Raw genomic sequence first — 24844 nt, 5'->3', positions numbered from 1 at the left:
GGTCCCGCCGGTTGAGCGACCGCTGGCTCGCCGTTACCTTCATCTCCCCCGCGATGCTGCTGTTGCTCGCCATGTCGGTGTTCCCGTTGCTGTGGGCGTTGTACCTGTCCTTCACCGACTACTCGGCCACCCGCGGAGGGCCCGCCAAATTCATCGGGTTCGGGAACTACACCGCCATCCTGACGTCGGCGCAGGTCCACACGCGTGCCTTGACGACGTTGATCTACGTGGTCGGCGCGGTCGGCCTGCAGACCGTGCTCGGATTCGGCATCGCCTACCTGATCTCACGGCGCACGCATGGGCGAGGAGTGCTGACCACTCTGTTTCTGGTTCCGATGATGCTGTCGCCGGTCGTGGTCGGGCTGTTCTGGCGATTCATGCTCGACGCGCAATTCGGTGTGGTCAACAGCATGCTCGGCTCGCTCGGCCTGGGGCAGGTGGAGTGGCTCACCCGGCAGCGAACAGCGCTGCTCTCCCTGATCGTGGTCGACACCTGGCAATGGACGCCGTTCATCATGCTCATCGCGCTTGCGGGCCTCACCGCGGTTCCCAAGTACCTCTACGAGGCCGCCTCGATCGACCGGGCGTCGGAGTGGTTCCGGTTCCGCACCATCACTCTTCCGCTGGTATGGCCACTGCTTCTCATTGCCGTGATGTTCAGGGCCATCGAGGCATTCCGGCTGTTCGACCTCGTCTACATCCTCACCAACGGAGGCCCGGGTGTCTCCACCGAGACGTTGTCGTTCCACATCTACAAGGTCGCGTTCCTGGGCTTCAACACCGGAACCGCTTCGGCGTACGGGATCCTCATGGTCCTCGTCGTCATCGTCCTCACGCAGTTCTACCTGCGCTACCTGAACAAGCTCAAGGAGGGCTGATGGCCGTCTCCGTCGACGAGGCCGTGTCCACAGGTCCTGCCCGGGATCACACTCCCCCCGCGCGCCGCCTGGGCGGACGGGGCCGCTCCGCGCTGGAGGTCACGCTGCTGACCGTGCTGGCCGTCGTGATGCTCTTTCCGGTGCTGTGGATGATCGAGACGTCCATCAAGGAGAACCGGGACGTCTACGCCATCCCGGCCAAGTTCTTCGACTTCACTGTCACTCTGGCCCATTACAAGGACGTGTTCTTCGCCCCCGACGGCGGTCGCTCGGCCTTGTCCGTCTCGTTCCTCAACTCCGTCGTGGTCGCCGGAGCTTCCACGGTGCTGGCCACCGTGCTGGGGGTTCCGGCGGCCTGGGCCTACTCACGCTTCGCCGTCAAGGCCAAGAAGGACCAACTGTTCTTCATCCTGTCCACGCGCTTCATGCCGCCCGTGGTGGTCGTGATTCCGATCTTCCTCATGTACCGCCAAGTCGGACTCATCGACAACAAGCTCGGCCTGATCCTCATCTACAGCGCTTTCAACGTCCCGTTCACGATCTGGATGATGAAGGGGTTCGTCGACGAGGTGCCCGCTGAGTACGAGGATGCCGCCATGCTCGACGGCTACACCCGTTTGCAGGCGTTCCGGCGATTCACCCTCCCCCTGCTCGTGCCCGGCATCGCCGCGACGGCGGTCTTCGCACTCATCTTCTCGTGGAACGAGTTCGTGTTCGCCACCTTCCTCACCTCCAGCGACAGCGTCCGGACGGCCCCACCCGCCATCGCCGGCCTCATCGGCGGCACCACCACGGACTGGGGTCTCGTGGCCGCCGCCTCCGTGGTGTTCGCCCTACCGGTGCTCGTCTTCGCGTACCTGGTGCGCAGGCACCTCATCGCCGGTGTGACGCTCGGGGCGGTGCGACGCTGATGGCGGGCATCGAGGTGACCGCCCTGCACAAGCGCTACCCGGACGGGACGGTCGCGGTCGACCACGTGGACCTGTCCATCGACGACGGCGAGCTGTTCGTGATGCTCGGCCCCTCGGGCTGCGGCAAGACGACCACGCTGCGGGCCATAGCCGGCCTGGAGAGGCAGACGACGGGCGACATCCGCATCGGCGACACGCTCGTCAACGACCTTCCGCCCGCCGAGCGCGACATCGCCATGGTGTTCCAGTTCTACGCTCTCTACCCGCATCTGAAAACCCGCGACAACCTGGCGTTCCCACTGCGGGCCGAGGGACTGCCCAAGCCCGAGGTGCACAAACGGGTTGAAGAGGCCGCCCGGCTGATGCGGCTTGGTCCGCTCCTGGACCGGCGACCGCGCCAACTGTCCGGCGGGGAGCAGCAGCGCGTCGCGCTTGCTCGCGCCCTGGTGCGACGACCGCGCGCTTTCCTGATGGACGAACCTCTCACCAATCTGGACGCCGAGTTGAGGGCGGACATGCGCACGGAGATCAAGCACCTGCAGGGGGAACTGGGGGCGACGATGGTCTACGTCACCCACGACCAGGTCGAGGCGATGTCGCTCGGTCACCGAATCGCCATCCTCAACAAGGGCCGCGTCGAGCAGATCGGCACACCGTTGGAGGTCTACGACCGTCCGGCGAGTCTTTTCTGCGCCGCGTTCATCGGCTCCCCGCCGATGAACCTCATCGACGTGGAGGTTGCCGACGGGAAGCTGCGCGGTCAGGGCGGACTGGTCCTCACGCCACCGTCAGGCCTGCCGCGCGACCGTCGCCTGGTCGCAGGCGTCCGGCCGGAGGCGCTGGAAGTCACCGCACCAGGGGCGGAACGTTCGGTCCCGGCCCGCGTGGTCTCGGCGGAGTGGCTGGGCGACGAAATCATCTACGTGGTCGACCACAGCGGCCAGCGCGACGTCCGGGTTCGGATGCCACCGACTGTCCGTTTCGCCGCTGACGCAACTGTCGGGTTGCGGCACACCGGCGGGACCCCGGCGGTCTACGACGTGAGCACGGAAGAGCTGGTGGCCTGATGGGAACCGTGGCAGTGCACGGGCTGCGCAAGTCCTTCGGAAAAGTCCAAGCCCTGGACGGGGTGACGCTGGACGTGCCGGACGGCTCGTTCTTCGTCGTGCTCGGGCCCTCCGGGGCAGGCAAGACGACTACCCTGCGAGCGATAGCCGGCCTGGACAAGCCTGACGCCGGGTCGGTGCATCTGGACGGCAGGGACGCGACCGGTGACGCCCCGGCCGCACGCGACCTGGCCATGGTCTTCCAGAGCTACGCCCTCTACCCGCGGCACACGGTGTACGAGAACATCGCCTCGCCGCTGCGGGCACGCCGCTGTTCTCCAAGCGAGATCGCCGCTGCCGTCGAGCAGATGTCGAGCCTGCTGCACATCGAACGTCTGCTGCAGCGTCGTCCCGCGCAGTTGTCGGGCGGTGAGATGCAGCGTGTTGCCCTGGCCCGGGCGCTGGTCCGTCGCCCGCGCGCGTTTCTCATGGACGAGCCGCTGACGAACCTCGACCTCAAGCTCCGCGTCGAGATGCGCACCGAGCTCACCCGCATCCACCGGAGCCTCGGAGCGACCTTCGTCTACGTGACCAACGACCAGGTCGAGGCCCTGTCCATGGCCGACCAGGTCGCGGTCCTCAAGGAGGGGAAGGTGCAACAGGTCGGAACGCCGACCGAGGTGTACGAGCGTCCAGCCAACCAGTGGGTCGCAGGATTCGTCGGGAGCCCGCCGATCAGCCTGCTCGCCTGCCACGCCGAGGGTGATCGTCTGGTCGGCGCTGAAGGGTGGACGCTGCCGCGGCCCCGCTGGACCACGGCCGAGGACGGTCGTGCGCTGCTTCTGGGCCTGCGCGCGGAGGACCTGTCCGTCGAGCAGCATGGGAACGCGTCGTTGTCGGGTGAGCTCTACGGGCTTGAGCCGCTCGGTGACCGGACAGTGGTCGACGTCCGAGTGGGGGCGGAGATCCTCAAGGTCAAGGCACGACCCACCGTCACCGGTACGCCGGGCGAGCGGCTGCTTGTCACTGTCGACCTGGATCGTGCGCACCTGTTCGATGCGGGCACCGGGCTATCGCTGTCCGAGGCGGGGCGGTAACCGCGCCAGGCGGCGACGGCAACATGCGCCCGTACGGGGCAATCGAGCGTCGGACCGTCACCAGTGCGCACGGCCTGACGACGGTGGGACGGCCGTGGCGATCGCTGAGGCACGCCGGACATCACCAGGAAGATCACAGGAGGCGACGCGATGAGTGACCCGATGAACGTCCTGGCCCCCGAGCACCGGCGGCTCCGGATCGGCGACGCCTGGCGCGACGCCGCAAGCGGAGCCACCTTTGCCGTCGAGGACCCGGCCACCGGCAAGACCATCGCCGAGGTTGCGGACGCCGACGTCGTCGACGGGCTCGCCGCTCTGGACGCGGCGAGCAAGGCAATGGCGGAGTGGGCGGCCACCGCGCCGCGGAAACGGTCGGAGTTGTTGACCGCGACGTACCGGGCACTGACCGAGCGATCCGAGGAGGTCGCCCGGCTGATAACGCTCGAGATGGGCAAGCCGCTCGCCGAGGCTCGGGGAGAGGTGGCCTACGGCGCCGAGTTCTTCCGATGGTTCGCCGAGGAGGCGGTACGCGTCGAGGGGCGCTACAGCACCGCTCCGGCGGGTGGATATCGCATCCTCACCGTGCCGAAGCCGGTCGGACCGTGCGTCTTCGTGACGCCCTGGAACTTTCCGTTGGCCATGGGTGCCCGCAAGATCGCTCCTGCGCTGGCCGCGGGCTGCACGACGATCACCAAGCCAGCAGCCCAGACGCCACTCACCATGCTGTTCCTGGCCCGCATCATGGAGGAGGTCGGCGTTCCCCCGGGCGTCGTCAACGTGGTGACCACCAAGCGCGCCGGCGCGGTGGTCTCAGCACTGCTGGCCGACAGTCGGACCCGCAAGCTCTCGTTCACCGGGTCGACCGAGGTCGGGCGCGTGCTGCTACGACAGGCTGCGGACAACGTGCTGCGTACCTCAATGGAACTGGGCGGCAACGCGGCCTTGATCGTGTGTGCCGACGCTGACCTGGACGTCGCGCTCGACGGTGCCATGGTGGCCAAGATGCGCAACATCGGGGAGTCCTGCATCGCGGCCAACCGGATCTACGTCGAGGAGCCGGTGCGCGAGGAGTTCACGGCGCGCTTCGCCGAGCGGATGGGCGCGCTTTCGGTGGGCCATGGTCTCGACGAGGGTGTGGACGTCGGGGCGTTGATCGACGAGGCCTCGGTCACCAAGATCGACGAGCTCGTCGCCGACGCGGTCGATCGCGGCGCCCGGCTCCTGGTGGGCGGCGAGCGCCCGGATGGGCCGGGCCACTTCTACCCGCCTACCGTCCTCGTCGACGTGCCCGAAGATGCGCGGATGCTGAAGGCGGAGATCTTCGGGCCGGTGGCGCCGATCATCTCGTTCACGTCCGACGACGAGGTGATGGCGAAGGCCAACGACACCGAACACGGCCTGGCCGGATACATCTTCACCCGTGACCTCCAGCGGGCGCTCCGGTTCGCCGAGGGGCTGGAGACGGGGATGCTCGGCATCAACCGTGGCCTGATATCGGACCCGTCAGCTCCGTTCGGAGGCGTGAAGCAGTCCGGGATCGGCAAGGAGGGGTCGCACGAGGGCGTCCTTGAATACCTCGATCTCACCTACGTGGCGATCGACCTACCGTGACGGCCTGCGCCATCCGGGCGGCCAACCTTGCCGCCGCCGTCCCGGTCTCGCAGGTGACCTGGACGTCCGCCCAGCACATCGCCGCCGACGTTCCGGAGAGGCACTGACATGCTTGAGACCTTCCGCGGACCACGCCAGCTGATAGTGGGCGAAGGGGTCGCGCAGAACATCCCACGAGTGGTGGCCGAGAGTGGCTCGCGAGTCCTCATCGTGACCGACCAGGTTCTTCTGGGGCAGCCGGGCGTGGCCGAGATCGTGGCCGCCGTGCGGGAGAAGGTCAAGGTCGTCGGGGTATTTTCCGACGCGACTCCAGACGTGCCACTCTCCGATGTGGCCCTGGCCGTCTCGGTCGCCGCCGAGGTGGACGCCGACGTGATCCTCGCCATCGGGGGTGGCACGGTGATTGACCTCGCCAAAATCGTCGGCGTCATCCGACGCCACGGTGGGACGCCGCGCGACTTCTACGGCGAGTCGAAGGTGCCGGGGCCGACGCTTCCTCTCGTCGCGGTCCCGACGACGTCAGGCACCGGCTCCGAGCTCACACCCGTCTCGGTGTTGACCGACCCGGACCGCGAGCAGAAGGTGGGGGTTTCCAGCGTCCACATCGTGCCCGACTTCGCCATCGTCGACCCCGAACTCACCTACACCTGCCCTGCGAACGTCACCGCCCACTCCGGCATCGACGCGTTCTGTCACGCGGTGGAGAGCTACACCGCGCGACCCCGGGCCCACGGACCGCGCGACCCGGTGGAGCAGGTGTTCCTCGGCCGCAACCCGATCACCGACCACTACGCCCTCCTGGCTGCGGAGCGGATCGCCCGTAGCTTGCGGCGTGCTGTCCGGGATGGAGGCGACACGGACGCGCGCGCGGACATGTCCTACGGCTCCATGCTCGCCGGGCTCGCATTTTCCCACGCGGGCAACGCGGCCCCGCACGCCCTCCAGTACCCCATCGGCGCAGCCACGCACACCCCGCACGGCCTGGGCGTCGGGCTGCTACTGCCCTACGCGCTGGACGCGGCCGGGGATGCCATCAGCGACCGGTTGGCCATCCTCGCCGCGGTGTGCGGGCTCGACGTGAACGGCGCCTCGGATGCCGAGGCCGCAGACACGTTCCTCACCTGGCTCGACGGGCTCCTTGCCGACATCGGCATCCCTCCCACCTTGGCGGACATCGGCGTGGCACGCGCCGACCTCCCGCGCTTCGCGGAAATGGCCAGTGGGGTCACCCGCTTGATCCAGAACCATCCAGGCCCGACCGACACCGCCAGCCTGACCGCGATCCTCGAAGCGGCCTGGACCGGGGATCGGACCCGACACGTCCTGACTTCGAGCGGAGACAGTGACCGGCCTTCCACATGACGACGAGTCCCCTGTGGGGCGGCCAAGGCGAGCGCGAGCCGGCCGCCGGGGTGATCGCGACGGCGACGGCCTGGTCGACGTTCGCTTCACGGTTGTGGCCCCCGGCGGCATCGATGAAGCAGCCAGGTGACCAGGTCCACTCACCTCCATCGGAGCGGCGGCTGATCATGTGCTACGGTAACCGAGTTGCAGTTTTGATTTCCGTAGACGTTTTTCAGCGCCTGATGGGGTATCAAACCCATCCAGGCGCTTTTTCGTTTTCGTGTCGTTTCGACGCGGGTGATCAACGCAGCGGCGTAAGGGTCCGCACAGTGCGGTCTCTAACAGCCTGCGAGGAGCAGACATGACTACAGGTACCGTGAAGTGGTTCAACGCCGACAAGGGCTTCGGCTTCATCAGCCCGGACGACGGCGGCGCCGACGTTTTCGCCCACTTCTCCGCGATCTCGGCGAGCGGCTTCCGTAGCCTCGACGAGAACCAGAAGGTGGAGTTCGACATCACCCAGGGCCAGAAGGGCCCGCAGGCGGAGAACATCCGCCCGCTCTGATCCACACTCTGCTAACGGCGGCCCGACTGATTCAGCGGGCCGCCGTTCGGCGTTTCATGCGCTCACCACGGCATCTCAACGCTCACTGGACTGGGACGAAGGTGGCGGCCAACACCCGCCAGTTGCCGTCCTCACGCACCCACAGCCGGGTGTAGCGCAACCGCGCGGACACAACGGCACCGCCCTGAACGGCGTCCACCGCAGCGACCGTGCGGGTCACCCCGGTCTCACCGTCTTCCTGGACGTCGAGCGACTCCTCCACCAGGTTGGTGATTCGCAGGGCCCCCGAGCGGTAGCTCTCCAGGTCATCTTCCTTGGTAAAAACCGTGCCATCCGGTCCAGCACCCACGACCTGGGGGTGCAGAAGCGCGTCGAGGGACTCGACATCGGCGGCGCGCTGAGCGGCTTGAAGCTGCCGTTCCGCAGTATGGAGATCCATCCAGCGATCCTCTACAGCGCCCCGCAACAAGACAAGCGGATTCGCTCGCGGCAGAACGGCAACGTCAGCCCAGCACGGCGTTCGCGGCACAACCGAACTTCGGCATGCCCGTCATGACCCGCTTACCGTAGGGATGGGGTTCGTGTCGGTTAGGCGACACGAACCATCGCCCGTCACCGGCGATGCATGCCAACGTTGGTAAGAGCTGGAACAGCGTAGGGTCAGTGTGCAGTGAAGACTTCGCGCCGCCGCGCGAGTCTTCCGTCACCTGCACGCCGCGATCAGGCGAGTACCACGCTGCACGTTCACCGACCTGCTCCAGGAGGTTCGATCATGTCCAAGGACTCGACGAGCAAGGCGAACGTCAAGAAGAAGGGTAAGACGATCAAGGAGAAGCAGACTGCGAAGCGCCTGAAGCGCGACGAGCAGAACGGGAATTCTTCAAACATCGTGTCCACCGGGCGCTGACGCCGGCAGCATCGCTCAAATGTCCAAATGCGGCGATGAAGGTGGGGGCTGACGATCGTCGGATCCCCACCTGCCGCAGCGGCCATAGATCTCCGGCAGGGCCGCTCGGCTACCCTCGCCGACACCGCTAGGGAAGTTGCACGACATCACGTCCGGGCGGTCGCTGCCAGAGCGGACAGTGCCGTGCACACCACGTCCGACACCGACGGGTACATCCGCACGCGCTGAGCGCGAGGACCAGCGGCGACCCGCTCAAGGGCACCCCCGCCGGCCCGGATCGCCGGGGGCCGACCATCCCGGCGCTGTCAGCCGCTGGTTGCGCTGGCCGACATACGGGCGCGGTACGCGGCGACGGCCGCACGATTTCCGCAACGACCGTCGCAGTACCTCTTGGACCTGTTCTTGGAGAGGTCCACCATCACGTTGTGGCACTCGGGGTGGGCGCACGAGCGTAGCCGGCGAAGCTCTCCCTGACGAAGCAGGTCGGCAACGGCGATCGATGTTCTGATGGCAAAGCGGGCCGCTAGTGGCGCATCCGCGGGCGCGACCTCCAAGCGGTAACCCCACTTGCCGCATTTGACCAGCTGTGGAAGCGCGTTGAACTCGTGGAGCAGTTGATTGACCACGCTCGCCGCGGTGTCTCCGGTTGCCTGCCAGAGTTCACGGAGGCGGGGGCGGAGGCTGCGGAGCGTCTGCAGATCGTTCCTGTCACAGGCCGGCCCCTCATCCCAGGCCAGGATCTGGACAATGCGTCTGAGGGCGGCATCGTCGGGCTGGACGCCGTCTCCTCCGGTCGTGTTCACCAGCGCCGCGGCGGCAACCAGTGCCCGTGCCGCGTCATGAGGGAGGACCGTGCTGGCCCCCTCATGCCCACCGGTGTCGGATCCTGTCCGCCATCGGAGCGCGTCTCCGTTGGCCAGGTCCGGTTCGTCGAAGGAGGCCATCAGCTGGTCACCGCCGACATCTCGGACGGCAGGCGAACCCGGCCGCGAAGCCCTGGCCTATGCCGTGATCCGGTCGATGGCGCTGGCCTGATCGGACAGGAGCCGTACGGACCGAACCCACCCGCCTGCGACGGCTGGCTCCCCGCGGGTTCGGCGAGCCGCGATGTCACCGCGCGCTGGAGGTCGGGGCCACCGGCCAGTCGATGTCGGAGGCCGAGGCGGGGCTGGTCGTGCACAGCACGGAGACGAGGACGGCAACGGCGATCATGGCGCACCTACGCACAGTCAACTCCAGATTTGAGGGATGCGGGTGAGGGCAAAGCCGGCGGTCGTACCGCGTCGGGTTGTCCGCTCTGGTACGACCAACCTATCTGGAGCACCATGGCTTGGCAAGGTTTTGCCAGAGGTTGGCACGAGTGAATCTCCGTTTAGGCAACTACGGTTAAGGTGCGGAAATACGGCACAGATAGGGACAGGACGGCCATGCCACCGGCACGTAGCCGCACATTCATCGACCAGAGCACAGACACGGGAGACCTCCCGTGTTGCCTCGCATATGCCAAGTCCGTTGTCTCGGACAGCGTAGATCCCCACCCATGCGTCGAGCCGGGACCACCCACACGGCGGTGACCCGGCTCCCCCGCGGCTGCTGGCCGGCCTCGGTCAGCCGAGCACCCGCTTCAGCCAGCCAACGCGGGCCTGGTGGGCGGTTCGAGACACCGTGGCGGTAGGTACCCACTCGTCGAAACTGTGGAACGCGCCCGACCAGACGTGCAGTTCGGCCTGCCCGCCGGCACGCCAGATCCGGCTCGCGTACTCGATGCCCTCGTCGCGCAGCGCCTCAACCGAGCCCACTTCAATGAAGGCTGGCGGCAGACCGGACAGGTCCGTCGCCCGCGCCGGAGCGGCGTAACAGGACACTGCCGGCAGGCCTCGGCGCTCGCCGAGCAGCGCGGTCCAGCCCGCTTCATTGGACAGCCCGTCCCACAGGCCGACCCGGCCGAGCTGACGGCAGGAGTCCGAGGCGCACCGGTCGTCCAGCATCGGGAACTGCAGCAGCTGCCCCTTGGGCCTGAGACCACCGCGGTCCCGCGCGAGCAGGGCCAGGCCGGCAGCCAGGGCGCCACCGGCACTGTTACCGCTCAAGACGATCCGCTCGGGATCAAGGCCGAGGGAGGTGGCGTGACTGGCGAGCCACAGCAGCCCGGCATAGCAGTCCTCCACCGGGGCCGGATCCGGGTGCTCGGGCGCGAGCCGGTATTCGACCGACACCACGGCGAGGGAGAGCGCCTGAGCTCGGTCGAGCTCGCCGATCAGCTCGGTGCTGCGGTGGCTGCCGGCCACCATGCCGCCGCCGTGGGTGTGGTAGACCACCGGAACCGGCGTGGTGACGCCCACCGGTCGGCAGATCAGCAGAGTGATGTCAGGGGCACCGGCCGGGCCGGGGACCTTCCGTTCCTCGATCTCGAACGCCCCATCGCGGCGGATCTGCGCGTCGGTCAGACGGCCGGTCCGGGAGCGTTGCCGTCGGTCGGCGATCAGGTCGGCGGTGAGTGGCATCGGCAGCTCGGACAGGATCTCCGACAGCGGACCGGCCAACTCGGGGTCGAACGGTGGTGGGGCTGCGGCGGCCGCGGTCCCGGTCATCACGCCTCCTCCAGCAGTGCCAGAGCGTCCACTTCGAGCAGCAGGTCCGGGCGGTAGAGCGCGACCACCTGCACGACGGTGCTGGCCGGTGGCCGGGAGGTGTCGATGAACTCGTCGCGCACCGCCAGCACCGTCGGTACGAACGCGACGTCGGTGACGAACCAGGTGAGCTTGACGACGTCGTCGAAGCTGCCGCCGGCTGCGGCGAGACAGCGGCCCATGTTGGTGAAGACCTGCCGCGCCTGCGCCTCGGGATCGCCGGGGCCGACCAGCTCCCCATCGGCGTCGAACGCCATCTGCCCGGCGATGGCGGCGAGCCGGCCCCGCGCGACGACGACGTGGGTGTAGCCGGAGCTTGGCTGCACACCGGCGGGCTCGGCCAGGTGGGTGATGCGGGGTGTTGGCACAGTGTCCTCCCGAGGATTCGGTGATGGTGCGGGCGTACGCGACGACCACCGCGGCTCCAGGACGCCGAGCGATCAGGGCCTGATTGCCGGGCGGGCGCGGCGGTGGTCGCCGGTTACCGTGCCCGCAGCCGGACCGGCAGGCTCTCCGTGCCGTTGACAGCGATCGAGCTGACCCGGCGGACCGGGCCGTCCAACTCGATCGCGTACGCCCCGTCGAGCAGTTCGGAGAAGAGCACCCGCATCTGTGCCCGGGCCAGCGTGGCACCGATGCAGAAGTGCTCACCGACGGCGAGGGCGATGTGCCGATTCGGCGTACGCGTGATGTCGAACTCGTACGGGTCGGTGAACACGTCCTCGTCACGGTTGGCGGAGGGAAGCCAGAGCACGACCTTGTCGCCGGGGGCGATGCGCTGCCCGCGCAGTTCGTACGGGCGCGTGGCGGTCCGCACGCTGTGGGTGGCGCTCGATGTCCACCGCATGATCTCCTCGATCGCGCTGGGCAACAGCGCACGGTCCTGAGCGAGGCGTTTCCACTGCTGCGGGTGTTCGAGTAACGCCTGTGCCCCGCCAATGAGGGCCAGCCGGCCGTTCTCGGTGGCACCGATGAGGTTCTCGCAGTTGAGCACGACCTCGATCTCGGTGAGCAGGTCACCGCCCACGGTGCCGTGCAGCAGCGCGCTCACCAGGTCGTCGGTCGGTTCCTCCATCCGGCGGTACAGCAGGTCCATGAAGTAGTCGACGATGTCGGGGTGGGAGACGAGCGAGCTGTGGGCCGCGAAAGCCTCGTCGGTCCATCGGTACAGCTTGTCGTGGTCGTCTTCGGGCACCCCGAGGATGTGCGCGATCGTCATCAGGGACAGCCGTCCCGCCACGTCGGTGGCGAAGTCGCAGGTGTCCTGCTCTGCCGCGCGGTCCAGGACGCCTCGGACACTGGCGCGCACGTAGCCCTCCAACGCCCGCACCGCGCGGGTGTTGAACCAACCGGCCATCAGCGTCCGCAACTGCTTGTGGCGGGGGGCGTCGGTGAGCGCGAGCGTGAGGTTGCCGCCCGGATCGGGGCCGGCTGCGGCTGGCCGCAGCAGCACGCCCTGCGCCGAGCTGAACGTGGCGCTGTCCTGGTAGACCGCGCGGATGTCCGCATGCCTGGTCAGTGACCAGAATCCGGGCAGCTCGGTCGCGGGCTGCCAGTGCACCGGGGCTTCGGCGCGCATCCACGCCCACAGTGGGTGCGGATCGCCGGTGGCGTACAGGTCCGAGTCGGTGAGCTGGGACAGCGGCGGCGTGCCGGCAATGGCCCGGCCGGACGCGTCGGTCTCCGCTGGCTCGGTGGTGGTGGCCGGAATGGTGCTGATGGTCATGGCCGGACTGCTCCCGTCGCCTGGCTGTACACGTACTCGGAAAAGTGCTTGGCGAGGTCGGCCGCGGTTTTCTCGGTGACCACCGCGGGGTTGTACGTGACCTCCAGCCGCAGGCCCTCGCCGTCGGGCCACAGCTCGGCGTGCAAGTCCAAGGGCAGGTCGAGATACGGCTGCCGGACGAAGGTGACGCGGGCGTCCGGAAGCTCCAGCTCGGGTAAGGCATTGTTCTGGTAGGCGAACAGCGTCTGGTACGCCGGTGGCCGCCCAGCCTCGCCGAGCAGGTGGAATCCGGCCAGACTCTGGGCCGCGAGCATCTGTTGGACGTTGCGGCCCACGATCCGGACGGCACCGGTGTCGCCGGCGCACGCGGCATCGCGCAGCCGCAGGCAGACCATGGTGATGTGGCAGCCGATCGCGCCTTCCAGGGCGGGGTCGTCGCGGCGGGCCACCGGCACCCCGAAGGCGACGTCCCGCTGGCCGGTGACGTCGGCGACGCTGGCCGCCCAGAGGGCGAGGAGGACGACGAAGCGGGTGACGTTGGCTGCTGCGGCGGCGGCGTCAACGGCCGCGAGGGCGTCCGCGGCCAGCCTGACCTCGACCCGCTCGGGTTGCCGACGCGACCTGATCGGCACGATCGCAGCTGGTGCCGTCGTGCCGGTGGAGGGGTCGAACGCGGTCGCACCGTCGGCTGCGGCGAACTCGGCGAATGCGACGCGGCCGTCGGAACCCGTGCCGTCGCCGTCGAGGGTTGACGGATCGGACGACCACCGCAACGGCGGCACACCCGCCAGGGCGGCGCGCACCTCGGCGAGGCGGCGTTCGGGCTCGGCCAGCCGGCAGCGGGCCAGTTCGGCGCGGACCAGGTCGGCCAGGGCCGGGCCGGGCCCGAGCGCGACCGCGACCCGGTCGGGGTTGGCGCCGCCCAGGGCGATCCGGTACGCGGTGCTGAGATCGTTGGCGAGGACGGCCTCGGACCAGCCGTCGAAGGCGACGTGGTGCACCGCGCATCCGAACACGGCCGTGGGCGCTGCCGGCTCCGGCACGTCGACAGGCACGAGGACGGTGTGCCACACCTGGGCGTCCTGCGGTGCCAGCGGCGCGGCGAGCACCTCGCGGGCGGCGGCGAGGGCCGCGTCGACGCCGGCCTGCGGCGGCAGCACAGTCAGCGCGGGCGCCGGCACGTCGTCGGGATACGCCGCCGGCTCCGGGTCGAGCAGGTATGCCGCGCGCAGTGACTCGTGGCGCAGGTGTACGGCAGCGATCGCGACGGACAGGGCCGACCTGTCGAGTTCGCCCTCGACGACCCAGCTGAGCAGGCAGTGCCCGGTACGGTCGGCCGGGTTCAGCAGTTCCCGGGTCAGTTGCATGACCTGGACGGCGGTCAGCGGGGCCGCGTCGTCGTCGGGTACTGACAGGGCCGCCTCCCGCCCTGCCCCCGGGACGGCGGTCGCGTCGGACAGCCGGCGAGCAAGGCCGGTGACTGTCGGGTACTCGTACAGCCAGGACACCGGCACCGGAATGCCGGTGCGCGCCGAGAGACGGGCACACACCCGGCCGGCGTCGAGCGAGGTCAGGCCCATCTCGGGGAACGGCGTGTCCAGCGGGATCGTGCCGACACCGAGGACGGCGGCGGAGCACTCGGCGACGTCACGCAGCACCGGGTCGCCGAGGGTGGCCGGGTCGCAGCCCGCGACCGGGTCGGAGTTGACGGCGGGGGGTGTCAGCAGCGCCAGCAGCGCCCGCTCGTCCAGCTTGCCCTGGGCCGTGAGCGGAAACGCGCCGACGCTGACCACTGCGGCCGGACGGTGGTAGGCGACGAGCGCGTCGCGGATCCGGGACGTCGCATCGGGCAGCGGGTCACCGTCGCGGACGGGCACGCAGAACGCCACCAGCTCCCGGTCGCCGCGCCCGGTGGCGCGGGCCACCACCCGGCAGTGCCGTACGTCGGAGAGCAGTTCCTCGATCTGGCGTTCGACCTCGGCCGGCTCCACCCGGTTGCCACGGATCTTGAGCTGACGGTCGGCGCGGCCGCTCAGGTGCAGCAGTCCGTCCTCGTCCCAGGTGCCGAGGTCGCCGGTGCGGTAGACGCGGACGTCACGATCGCCGACGCGGATCCGGGTGAACTTGACGGCGGTGAGGGCGGGGTCACCGAGGTACTCGATCGCCAGGCCGTCGCCGGCCAGGCAGATCTCGCCGGTTTCGCCGACAGCGCAGGGGCGCTGTCCGTCCAACACGTACACCTCGGTGCCGGGCACGGGTCGCCCGAGCGGAATGCCGCCGGGCCGCTCGCAGTCGTCGGCGCCGATGCGGTGGGTGGTCGCGAAGACCGTGCACTCGACCGGGCCGTAACCGTTGAGCAGGACGGTGTCGGGATACAGCGCCAGGAACCGGCGTACGTGCGGCACGGACAACCGCTCCCCGCCGATCATCACCTGGTCCAGGCCCTCGAACGCGTCGGGCGCCTCGTCCATGATCAGATTGAACAGGCTTGCGGTGCACCACGCGGTGTTCGCACCGTGCCGGGCCACCCCGTGGCGCAGGGCCGACGCCGACAGGTAGGGATCGGCCACGATCACCGAGGTGCCGCCGTTGAGCAGGGCGGACCACAGTTCGAGGGAGAACGCGTCCCAGGGGGTGGCGGCCGCGAGCGGGATCACCGTCCGGTGGTCGAAGCGGGCGAAGCCGCCGGGCTGCAACAGGCGGGCCGTGGCCCCGTGCGGGCTGACCACCCCCTTCGGCCGACCAGTCGTGCCGGAGGTGAAGAAGACGCAACACGGGTCGGCAGCGGCGACGGCCACAGACCGGAAACCGGGGCCCGCGCTGACCGGTGCGGCCGAGATCGGCCATGCCGGCGCCGCAAGGTCTCCGGCTGGTTCGGTGCCGGTGACCACCAGTGGGGGCCGCAGGTCCGTGAGCACGGCGTCGAGGCGCGGCGCGGGCCAGTCCGGCGGCAGCAGGCAGTAGGCGGCTCCGGTCTTGAGCACTGCCAGCAGCGCGACGACCAGGTCGGCGCTGCGTGGCAGCAGGATCGGCACCCGGTCGCCGGGTCGCACCCCGGCGGCGACCAGGCCCGCCGCCCAGGCATCCGCGGCGGCGTCGAGCTGCGCGTACGTGATCGTGCGAGGGCCCTCCACGACGGCGGCGGCGCCGGGTCGGCACCGCGCCTGCCGGGCCACGGTCTGGTGCAGCCCTTCCGCCGGAGCGGTGTTGGGCGAGCCGACCGACCATCGCGGGTCTGCGTGCACGCTGTTTCCCCTCGTCGGTACCTCTCGGGGTGATCAGGCGACGTGCGTCGCCATGTTCAACACGAACGTTGCCATGACATTGCCTAGTCTGGCAACCTACTGGCAAGCCCGGGCATGTAGACCGCATCGATCCACGCCGGACGGTGCTCCTGGTGACCGATCAAAGGTGGGTGCATGGCACGCGACCGTTCCCTCGACATCGCCGTATCCGGCATGGCCGGCAGGTTTCCCGGCTCATCGGAGCTGACCCAGTGGTGGGACGCTCTCACTGCCGGCCAGGTGCTCACCCGTCGTTACCAGCGACAGGAACTCGCATCCGAAGGGGTGCCCCCGGACCTGCTCGACGACCCGGACTACGTGGCGGTGCACGGCCACCTCGCCGACGCCGACCGGTTCGACCACGTGCTGTTCCGGATGAGCCCGCGCGAGGCCGAGATGCTCGACCCGCAGCACCGGCTGATGCTGGAGTGCGCCTGGTCGGCCCTTGAGGACGCCGGCGCCAACCCGCTCGACACCGGCCTCACCACCGGTGTGTTCGCCAGCGCCAGCAGCAGCGACTACCTGCGGCGGATGGTGGCCGGCGGCCAGCTCACGCCGCTGACACTGGAGGACGCGCTGCACGGCACCGAGCCCGACTTCCTGGCCAGCCTCCTGTCCTACCGGCTGAACCTGAACGGCCCCGCACTGGCGGTGCAGACCGCCTGCTCGTCGTCGCTGGTGGCGGTACACCTCGCCGCGCAGGCACTGCTCAACGGCGACTGCGACCAGGCGCTCGTGGTCGCCGCCGGGATGGCCTTCCCACAGGCGGGGCACCTGCACGTGCCGGGCGGCATCCACTCCCCCACCGGCCACTGCCGCCCGTTCGACGCGAGCGCCGACGGCATCGTCGCCGGATCCGGTGTCGCCTGCGTGGTGCTGCGGCGCCTCGCCGACGCCCTCGACGACGGTCCCGCTCCGCACGGGGTCATCCTGGGTACCGCCATCAACAACGACGGCTCGGCGAAGGCCGGCTACTACGCGCCGTCCGTCGAAGGCCAACAGGCCGTCATCCGCGCTGCCCTGCGGGCCGCCGACGTCGACGGCGACTCCATCGGATACCTGGAGAGCCACGGCACCGGCACCCGCATCGGCGACCCCATCGAGTGGGCGGCCGCATCCGCGGCCCTGCGCGCGAGTGGTGCCCGCCCCGGCCAGGTCGCTGTCGGCGCGCTGAAGGCGAACACCGGCCACCTCGACAACGCCGCGGGTGTGGCCGGCCTGATCAAGGCGATCATGGTGGTCCGGGAAGGGGTGATCCCTCCGGTCGCCGGGCACAGCACGCTCAACCCGCTCCTCGAACACGACGGGTCGCCGCTGTACGTGCCCGGGCAGGCTCGGTCATGGCCCGGCACGGAACCTCGGCGCGCCGGGGTCAGCGCGTTCGGCGTCGGCGGCACCAACGCCCACGTGGTCGTGGAGCAGCCCCCGGTCGACAGCACCGCCCGCCGCGGCGCCAGCACCGGCCGCCACCTGGTCGTGCTGTCCGCAGCCGATGGTGCCGCGCTGGACCGCGCCGCCACCCGGCTCGCCGCGCACCTCCGCACCCACGACGTCCTGCCGCAGGACGTGGTGCGAACCCTGGCTACCGGCCGAGCACACCTGGCCGAGCGACTCGCCGTCATCGGAACCGACACCGACGAACTCGCCGAGCGGCTGGCCTCCCGTGGCACCACTGCGCGCGGCCGCGTACCCGCGACCGGCCCGGCACCGCTGGTGTTCGCCTTTCCCGGGCAGGGCGCCCAGTACCCCGGCATGGCCCGGCCGCTGGCCGCCGACCTGCCCGGCTTCAGCGCCGCGCTGGCGACAGTGCTCGACGAGTACGACCCCACCACCGCTGAACTGGTCGGCCGCGCGCTGCTCGACCCGGGTTTCCCCGCCGACGACCTGGCCGAGACCGCCCTGGCCCAGCCCGCCCTGTTCGCTGTGGAGTACGCCGCCGCGATGGCGCTGCGCGGGCTCGGCCTGCACCCGGCGGCCGTCACCGGGCACAGTCTCGGCGAGATCACCGCTGCGTGCGTGGCCGGTGTGCTCGACCTGGCCGACGCCGCCCGGCTGGTGACCGTGCGCGGGGCGGCCATGCAGCAGTGCCCACCCGGTGCCATGCTCGCCTTGACCTGCGGCGAACAGGACACCGCTGACCTGGTACACGCATCCGGCCTGGCGCTGGAGACCGCCGCCGTTAACTCTCCCGACCACACCGTGGTGGCCGGCCCGCCGGACGTCGTCGACGCTTTTGAGGCCTGGCTGAGCGGCCGGGTGCGTGCGCGGCGGCTGCGCAGCCGGCGCGCGTTCCACACCGCGCTCGTCGACGCCGCGGTTGCGCCACTGCGGGAGGCACTGGCCGGGATGCGACTCGGACCGCCCACGCTGCCGTGGGCAACCAACAGCGGTGAACTGCTCCTCCCGGGAGCCCCTGTTGGCGCGACCCTGTTCACCGCACAGGCGCGCCACACGGTGCGGTTCGGACCATCACTGCAACGGCTGGGCGAGCGGTTCACCGATGCGGTCGTGGTCGAGGTCGGGCCAGGCCACGCACTGTCCATTCTGGCGGAGAGCGGCGGCCTCACCGCCGTGCCGCTGTGCGGCGGTCGGCCCGGCGCCGACGACGAGGCGGTGCCCGACGCCCTGGGACGACTGTGGACCGTCGGTCAGCCGGTGGACATCGACGCGACGTGGCCCACCGGGCGCCGCGTCCACCTTCCCGGCTACGCCTTCCACGGGCCACGCCACCTGGCCGTCGAGGCCAGACCGGCGCCCGCCGGGCACAACCCGTCGGCTGTCGTCCCGCTGCCCGTCACCGCCGCGGCTTCGGCTGCGACCGTGTTTGCGACCGGGCGCGACGATGGCATCGGCGCGGCGCCTGGCACCGATCGCCCGGCCGGGGCCTTCGAGCAGGACGTGCCGTCGCTGCTCGGCCGGCTGTGGACCGATCTGCTCGGTCGGGACCAGTTGTCCGATGACGCCGACTTCTTCGCGCTGGGCGGCGACTCGCTGAGCATCACCCACCTGGCTCGCCGGCTACGCACCGAACTCGGCATCCGGGTGCCGATCCGCGACCTCATGACCCGCCCGACGCTCGGCGATCACACGTCGATGTGCCGAGCCCTGGTCGACAGCGACCGCGCACCTGTCGCGGTTGGCTGATCGACGCCGGGGCGGCCACCGTCCGCCGCTACCGCACCTCCGTCCGCACCCTTGTCACCAGGGAAGAAGGAGCTCGTCCATGACCACGCTGTCGATAACCCCGCCGCTGGGCACACCGGCCGACCTGCCGTGCCCGGCGTACCTCGGCGGTCCCCTGCCGGACGGTCCGCTGCCGCCGGTGCCGGACCTGGTGACCGCGGTGGCCGCGCGCACGCCGTCCCGGCCGGCGGTGCGCTGCGGCACCGACGAGATGAGCTACGCCGAACTCGGCACACGCAGCTCCCGAATCGCCGCCGCGCTCACGAACGCCGGTGTGGGCCGCGGCGACCGGGTGGCGGTCCTCGCCGAAGCCAGCACGGCCACCGTCGCCGCCATCCTCGCCGTGCTGCGCTGCGGCGCGGCGTACGTACCCCTGGACCCCGGCCAGCCCGACCAGCGGTTGGCCGAGATCCTCGCCGATGCCCAGGTCAGCGCGGCCCTGGTCAGTGACGGCACCGCCGACCGCCTGGCGGGCACGGGCCTGCCCCTGGTGCCGGTCACGGCAGGCGACACCGCCGCCGGCACCGACGGGGCACCGGTCGACGTCCCCGTGCTGCTCGCCGACTCGGCGTACCTCATCTACACCTCCGGCAGCACCGGGGAGCCCAAGGGCGTGGTGGTCGAGCACGGGCAGTTGGCCGCCTCGACCCTGGCCCGGCGCCTGGTCTACCCGGGCGAACCCACGTTCCTGCTGGTGTCCCCGCTCAGCTTCGATTCCTCGGTGGCCGGCCTGTGGGGCACGCTGACCGCAGGCGGCTGCCTGATCGTGGCAACCGGCGCGCAGGTACGCGACCCGGAGCAGTTGGTCAGACTGGTCGACGACCACAGGGCCACCCATCTGCTGTGCATCCCCTCGCTGTACAGCTACCTGCTCGATGCCGCCGCGCGCATGGGAGGGGGCCGCCTGGAGTCGCTGCGGACCGCGATCGTGGCCGGTGAGGCCCTGCCGCAGGAGCTGGTGGAGCGGCACTTCGTCGAGACCTCCGGTCGCTGCGAGCTGGTGAACGAGTACGGCCCGACGGAGGCGACCGTGTGGGCGACCTACCAGCGTTTCACCGCACCAGCCCCGGTGACCATCGGCCGCCCCATCCCAGGCGCCCGGGTGTACCTCCTGGACGAGCAGCTGTGCCCGGTCCCCGTCGGCGAGTCGGGCGAGCTGTACGTGGCCGGCGCCGGTGTGGCCCGCGGCTACCACGGGCGGCCCGAGGCCACGGCCCGGGCGTTCCGCGACGATCCGTTCGCGGCCATCCCAGGCGAGCGGATGTACCGCACCGGTGACCTGTGCCGGTGGACCAACGACGGCACCCTGGAGTTCCTCGGTCGCCGGGACCATCAGGTCAAGGTCCGCGGTCATCGGATCGAGCTTTCGGCCGTCGAGGCACAGCTGTGCGCGCTGCCCGGCGTCCGCGAGGCCGTGGTCGTCCCCGCCGCCGGTGACACCGAGCTGGTCGGCTTCGTCCTCTCCCCCGCCGGAGCTGCTCCGGAGTCCCTGCGACGGCAGATGGCCGACCGGGTTCCGGCGGTCATGGTGCCGAGCCGGATCGTGGTCCTGGACCACTTCCCGCGCACGGCCAACGGCAAGACCGATCGGGCCGCACTGCGCGGCCTGGCCGACGCCGGCCCAGTGACCGCCGAGGCGGCGACGCCGGCCGGACCGGCCCGACCGCCCACAGCGGACCCGGCCGAGCTGGCCGTGCAGGTCAGTGCGGCGTGGACCGATGTGCTGCAGCGCGACGACGTCCCCGCCAACGTCAACTTCTTCGACCTGGGCGGTCACTCGCTGGCGATGTTCCGGCTACGAGACACGCTGGAGCGGCGTACCGGGTGCCGGCTGTCGGTGGTCGCCCTGTTCCAGCACACCACTGTGGCGTCGCAGGTGGCGCTGCTGCGCGACGGCGGCGACGCGGCTGACGCCGACACGGCCACCGGCGAGGCACGCTCCGCCCGTGCCCAGCGGGCCCGCGCGCTGCGCGCCCGGCGTACCGGCCTGATGCAGGAGGCAGAGTGATGACGATGCGCGAATCCACCACCTGGCTGCGGTGCCCAGCGCCGCTCACCGACCCGGACGTGCGTCTGGTGTGCTTCCCCCACGCGGGCGGCTCCGCCGCCATGTTCCATTCGTGGGGCGGGCGTCTGCCCGGCGTCGAGGTGCACGCTGTCTGCTATCCCGGTCGCGCGCACCGGATCGCCGAACCGCCGCCCACCGACCTTCGCCAGCTCGCCGTGCAGATCACCGAGGCGCTGGTGCCGTTGGCGGACCGGCCGCTGATCCTGTTCGGTCACAGCATGGGCGCGGCCATCGCCCTGGAGACCGCTGTCGCGCTGCAGGAGCGTGGGATCGAGCCGTTCCACCTGTTCGCGTCGGGATCGCGCGACGCGCCGTACCCAGGGCCGGAGCAGTTGTCGGACCCGGACGACCTGAACGACGCGGCGGTCGTGCAGCGCCTGCTGACGCTCGGCGGCACGGACCCGGAGTTGGCCGCCGACCCCGAGTTCCAGGAGTTGGTCCTGCCGTACGTGCGTGCCGACGGCCGGATGTTCCACGCGTACGAACCGGGAACGGGGCCGATGCTGCGGTGCCCGGTGACGACGATCGTGGGCGACGCCGACGACGACGCCGACTGCCGCCCGTGGTCGACGCTGACCACCGGGACGGTCCGCGCGTACGGTGTCCGTGGCGACCACTTCTACCTGGTGGCCGAGCCACCGCTGGCGCTGCTGGGCGACTGCCTGCCCGCGCCGGTGAGGAGTGGGCCGTGACGATCACCTCCGCCGCGCTGGGATCTGTGACCACCGGCCTGCCCCGTTCACCCGCCGACGACGTCGGTCCCGTGGACGGGTCGCCGCGCCGGACCGCGGCGGACGTCCTGGCACTGGTCGAGCGGCACGACCTGGAGATCGTCCGCTTCCTGTGGGTGGACCACAACGGGATCCTCCGGGGCAAGGGCGTGGGCCGGGAGGTGCTCCCCGGCCGGCTACGGTCGGGGGTGCCGCTGTCGGTGGGTCGCCAGGCGGCGAGCCTGCTGGACCAGGCCCAGCCGGTGCCGGGGTTCGCGGTGATGGACGAGGTGCGCATCTCCGCCGACCCGGACACCCTGGCGCTGCTGCCGCACGCGCCGGGCTCCGCGGCGATGCTCGGTGACCTGCTCACCAGGGACGGCGCCCCGTGGGGTGCGTGTCCGCGGGCGTTCCTCCGCGACGCCGTGGCCGAGGCCCACCAGGAGGGGTACGCCGTCGTGGCCGCGTTCGAACCGGAGTTCACGCTGCTGCGCGACGGGGTGCCGTTCGACGACGGGCTCACGCTCGACAACGAGGCGTTCGACGTCACCAACGGCTACGTGATCGCGCTGATCCGCGCCTTGCGCTCGGTCGGTGTGGCGGTGGAGCAGTACCACCCGGAGACCTCTCCGGGCCAGCACGAGGTCACGGTCCGGCCCGCCCCGGCACTGCGTGCCGCCGACAACCACGTGTGGCAGCGGATACTCACCCGTGGTCTGGCCCGGCAGCACGGGCTGCGCGCCACGTTCGCCCCGGTGCCGCTGTCGGGGCTGCGCGGCAATGGCAACCACCTGCACGTGTCCCTCTGGCGCGACGGCAACGCGTTCGCCGCGCCCGGAGCGGGGCTGTCGGACGTCGCGCACCACTTCATCGCCGGGGTGCTGACGCACCTGCCAGCGCTCACCGCCCTGCTGTGCCCCAGTGTCAACAGTTACGCGCGGCTGGTGCGGGGCAGGTGGGCCGGTGCCTACGGGTGTTACGGCTTCGACAACCGCGAGGCCGCGGTCCGGGTCCCGTCGGTGCTGGGCGGCGACGAGTCCGGCACCACCAACGTCGAGATCAAGCCATGCGACGGCACCGCCAACCCGTACCTGGCGCTGGGCGCCGTCATCCATGCCGGGTTGGACGGGGTACGGCGGCGGCTCGATCCAGGCCCGCCACTGACCGTCGACCCGAACACCCTGTCCGACGCGGAACTGCGGCGCCGCGGGGTCACCGTCCTGCCCGCCAGCCTGGCTGAGGCGGTTGCCGCGTTGGAGCGCGACGAGCTGTTGATGTCGGTGCTGGGTTCGCCCCGCCGGGACCTCTACACCGCGATCAAGCGCGCAGACGTTCGCGACCTGGCGGCGATGCCCGAGTCGGAGGTGTACGCCCTGCACAACACCCGGTTCTGACCCGGATACGCAGGGTTGCCGACGCGGCAACGCGCCGGCAACCCGTGGAGGCAACCCCTGTGCCGGCACGCTGTCACGCGGCCCGTCGGCGTGGCTATACTCCTTTTCAACCACATACCGTCGGTGGCAATGCCGAGTCATTACCGGCGGTCATACCTGCGGCGCTTGATGTCGGTTGTCGGAGACCTTGGCCTTGGGGGTTGGAGATGCTGCAGCAGTCCGAGTTCGGGCCCCGGCTTCGCGCACTGCGCGAAAAGCGCGGCCTTTCCCAGGCGGCGCTGGCAAAGGGTGGAATCTCCACCGGCTACCTCTCCCGCCTCGAGTCCGGGGCCCGGCGTCCGACCCCCCGTGTGGTGGCGTACCTCGCGCAGCGCCTCGGCGTGCCGGCCTCGGTCCTGGAAGACCCGAACGCCGACCCGGTGAACGTCGTGCAAGCTTCCCCGTTCACCCAGATCCTGGCCGCGATGATCTCCGCCAGCGGTGACGACCGCGTCGCCGAACCACTGGCCGAGGCGCTGCGTACCGACGGCCAGCGAGACCCGGCCGAGCGTTGGCAGGCGCTCTGGCTGCTCGCGGAGATCCGCGGTGACGCCGGCGAGCGCGACGAGCAGCGCCACCTGTTGGAGGAGCTGGTCAAGCTGAGCACGCAACTCGGCGTCGCGCCGCTGCTGGCCCGCGCGCAGACCCAGCTGTCGCGTTGCCTGCGCACCCTCGGCGACACCACCGGCGCCCGGGAGTACGCGCAGCAGGCGCACAGCATCGCCGACGAGCTGTCGCTCACCGACCGCGCGGCGACCCTGCAGGCCCTCGTCTCCGCGCTGGCCGAGGCGGGCCAGCTCGATGAGGCCCGCACCCACGCCGACGAGTTGTGCCACCTCACCAAGCCTGCCGGCGGGACGCTGCACGTCGAGGCACTCTGGTCGGCCGCGACGGTCCGCACCCGCCAGGGTGACCACGCCGGCGCCATCGCCTATCTGGAGGAGGCGTTGTCCGGCGCGAACAGCCGCAACGACCTGCAGCTGTGGATCCGGCTGCACCTGGCCGCCGCCTCGCTGTATCTGCAGATCACTCCGGCGCAGCCGTCGCAGGCCCGCACCGCACTCGATGCTGTCGGCCCGGTCCTGAACCTGATCGGCACCGAGCGTCAGCACCAGGAGTTGCAGAGCCTCCAGGCTCACCTGGCGTTCGCCGAGGGGCGGCTCGACGACGCGCGCGTGCTGTGCGAGGCGGCCGCCTCCCAGCGTTCGCTGCTGTCGTTCCGCGATCGGCTCAAGCTCGCCGCCCTACACGCGCGTCTGTCCATTCTGGGCGGTGAGGCCGAGGGCGGCATCCGGGCGCTGCAGGACCTCGCCCGCCAGGCCGACGAGGCCCACAACGTCGAGCTCGCCGCCGAGCTGTGGCGCAACCTCGCGGAGACCCTGGCCAAGCCGTACGGTGACGGCCCTGCCCTCGCCGGCCGAGCCGCCACCGGCTGAACCGGTCCGGTGCCC

The 24844-nt window shown here is 70.4% G+C and carries 19 protein-coding genes; 13 read left to right on the top strand and 6 right to left on the bottom strand.

Translation table 11 applies throughout. The annotated features are described in order from the left end of the window. Positions 1–11: 11 nt before the first annotated feature. The 7 genes from GA0070619_RS08990 to cspE all read left to right on the top strand — a co-directional run bounded on the left by GA0070619_RS08990 (position 12) and on the right by cspE (position 7452). The gene (locus tag GA0070619_RS08990) at positions 12–878 is read left to right on the top strand and encodes a carbohydrate ABC transporter permease (protein WP_231927343.1); all 867 of its coding nucleotides are present in this window, start codon (positions 12–14) and stop codon (positions 876–878) included. After that, positions 878–1789 (top strand): carbohydrate ABC transporter permease, encoded by a 912-nt coding sequence (locus tag GA0070619_RS08985; protein WP_088947635.1) that lies wholly within the window; start codon positions 878–880, stop codon positions 1787–1789. The genes GA0070619_RS08990 and GA0070619_RS08985 overlap by 1 nt, the downstream gene beginning before the upstream one ends. Further along, the gene (locus tag GA0070619_RS08980) at positions 1789–2856 is read left to right on the top strand and encodes an ABC transporter ATP-binding protein (protein ID WP_088947634.1); all 1068 of its coding nucleotides are present in this window, start codon (positions 1789–1791) and stop codon (positions 2854–2856) included. The genes GA0070619_RS08985 and GA0070619_RS08980 overlap by 1 nt, the downstream gene beginning before the upstream one ends. Next, on the top strand, positions 2856–3932 hold the full coding sequence (locus GA0070619_RS08975; protein WP_088947633.1) for an ABC transporter ATP-binding protein: 1077 nt from the start codon (positions 2856–2858) through the stop codon (positions 3930–3932). The genes GA0070619_RS08980 and GA0070619_RS08975 overlap by 1 nt, the downstream gene beginning before the upstream one ends. Positions 3933–4082: 150 nt before the next feature. Continuing rightward, positions 4083–5543 carry an NAD-dependent succinate-semialdehyde dehydrogenase gene (locus tag GA0070619_RS08970; RefSeq protein WP_088947632.1) on the top strand — a complete coding sequence of 487 codons (1461 nt, stop codon included), beginning with the start codon at positions 4083–4085 and terminating at the stop codon, positions 5541–5543. A 108-nt stretch (positions 5544–5651) separates the two neighbouring features. After that, positions 5652–6905 (top strand): iron-containing alcohol dehydrogenase, encoded by a 1254-nt coding sequence (locus tag GA0070619_RS08965; RefSeq protein WP_088947631.1) that lies wholly within the window; start codon positions 5652–5654, stop codon positions 6903–6905. A 343-nt stretch (positions 6906–7248) separates the two neighbouring features. Then, entirely contained in the window at positions 7249–7452 is a 204-nt protein-coding gene (gene cspE / locus GA0070619_RS08960; RefSeq protein WP_013283833.1) for a transcription antiterminator/RNA stability regulator CspE, read from the top strand. Positions 7453–7534: 82 nt separating this feature from the next. Here the strand turns inward: cspE and GA0070619_RS08955 are convergent, their stop codons facing one another. After that, a complete protein-coding gene (locus GA0070619_RS08955) occupies positions 7535–7891 on the bottom strand; it encodes a nuclear transport factor 2 family protein (protein ID WP_088947630.1) in 357 nt (118 codons plus the stop codon). Positions 7892–8224: 333 nt separating this feature from the next. On the opposite strand from GA0070619_RS08955, the gene GA0070619_RS33780 reads away from it, so the two are divergent. Next, positions 8225–8359 carry a hypothetical protein gene (locus GA0070619_RS33780; protein WP_255508804.1) on the top strand — a complete coding sequence of 45 codons (135 nt, stop codon included), beginning with the start codon at positions 8225–8227 and terminating at the stop codon, positions 8357–8359. A gap of 305 nt (positions 8360–8664) precedes the next feature. Here the strand turns inward: GA0070619_RS33780 and GA0070619_RS08950 are convergent, their stop codons facing one another. From GA0070619_RS08950 to GA0070619_RS08930, 5 genes are all read right to left on the bottom strand, one after another. After that, positions 8665–9303 carry a CGNR zinc finger domain-containing protein gene (locus GA0070619_RS08950; protein ID WP_088947629.1) on the bottom strand — a complete coding sequence of 213 codons (639 nt, stop codon included), beginning with the start codon at positions 9301–9303 and terminating at the stop codon, positions 8665–8667. Positions 9304–9966: 663 nt separating this feature from the next. Further along, positions 9967–10950 carry an alpha/beta hydrolase gene (locus tag GA0070619_RS08945; protein ID WP_172862007.1) on the bottom strand — a complete coding sequence of 328 codons (984 nt, stop codon included), beginning with the start codon at positions 10948–10950 and terminating at the stop codon, positions 9967–9969. Then, a complete protein-coding gene (locus GA0070619_RS08940) occupies positions 10950–11357 on the bottom strand; it encodes a RidA family protein (RefSeq protein WP_088947628.1) in 408 nt (135 codons plus the stop codon). The genes GA0070619_RS08945 and GA0070619_RS08940 overlap by 1 nt, the downstream gene beginning before the upstream one ends. Positions 11358–11470: 113 nt before the next feature. Further along, positions 11471–12715 carry a cytochrome P450 gene (locus tag GA0070619_RS08935; protein ID WP_088947627.1) on the bottom strand — a complete coding sequence of 415 codons (1245 nt, stop codon included), beginning with the start codon at positions 12713–12715 and terminating at the stop codon, positions 11471–11473. Further along, positions 12712–15960, bottom strand: coding sequence for a non-ribosomal peptide synthetase (locus GA0070619_RS08930; RefSeq protein ID WP_157743957.1), 3249 nt, complete (start codon positions 15958–15960; stop codon positions 12712–12714). Before GA0070619_RS08930 ends, GA0070619_RS08935 begins: the two co-directional genes overlap by 4 nt. A gap of 174 nt (positions 15961–16134) precedes the next feature. On the opposite strand from GA0070619_RS08930, the gene GA0070619_RS08925 reads away from it, so the two are divergent. From GA0070619_RS08925 to GA0070619_RS08905, 5 genes are all read left to right on the top strand, one after another. Next, on the top strand, positions 16135–19143 hold the full coding sequence (locus GA0070619_RS08925) for a type I polyketide synthase (protein WP_088947626.1): 3009 nt from the start codon (positions 16135–16137) through the stop codon (positions 19141–19143). 79 nt (positions 19144–19222) lie between these two features. Then, positions 19223–21190: a non-ribosomal peptide synthetase gene (locus GA0070619_RS08920; RefSeq protein WP_088947625.1), complete on the top strand. Its 1968-nt coding sequence runs from the start codon at positions 19223–19225 to the stop codon at positions 21188–21190. 5 nt (positions 21191–21195) lie between these two features. Continuing rightward, entirely contained in the window at positions 21196–21942 is a 747-nt protein-coding gene (locus tag GA0070619_RS08915; protein ID WP_197699620.1) for a thioesterase II family protein, read from the top strand. After that, positions 21939–23354 carry a glutamine synthetase family protein gene (locus tag GA0070619_RS08910; protein WP_172862006.1) on the top strand — a complete coding sequence of 472 codons (1416 nt, stop codon included), beginning with the start codon at positions 21939–21941 and terminating at the stop codon, positions 23352–23354. The genes GA0070619_RS08915 and GA0070619_RS08910 overlap by 4 nt, the downstream gene beginning before the upstream one ends. Before the next feature lie 206 nt (positions 23355–23560). Beyond that, positions 23561–24829: a helix-turn-helix domain-containing protein gene (locus tag GA0070619_RS08905; RefSeq protein ID WP_088947622.1), complete on the top strand. Its 1269-nt coding sequence runs from the start codon at positions 23561–23563 to the stop codon at positions 24827–24829. Positions 24830–24844 lie beyond the last annotated feature (15 nt).

The sequence above is a fragment of the Micromonospora zamorensis genome, assembly GCF_900090275.1.
In the GTDB taxonomy this organism is placed as follows: Bacteria; Actinomycetota; Actinomycetes; order Mycobacteriales; family Micromonosporaceae; genus Micromonospora; species Micromonospora zamorensis.
This window is presented reverse-complemented; position numbering and strand designations above follow the sequence as displayed.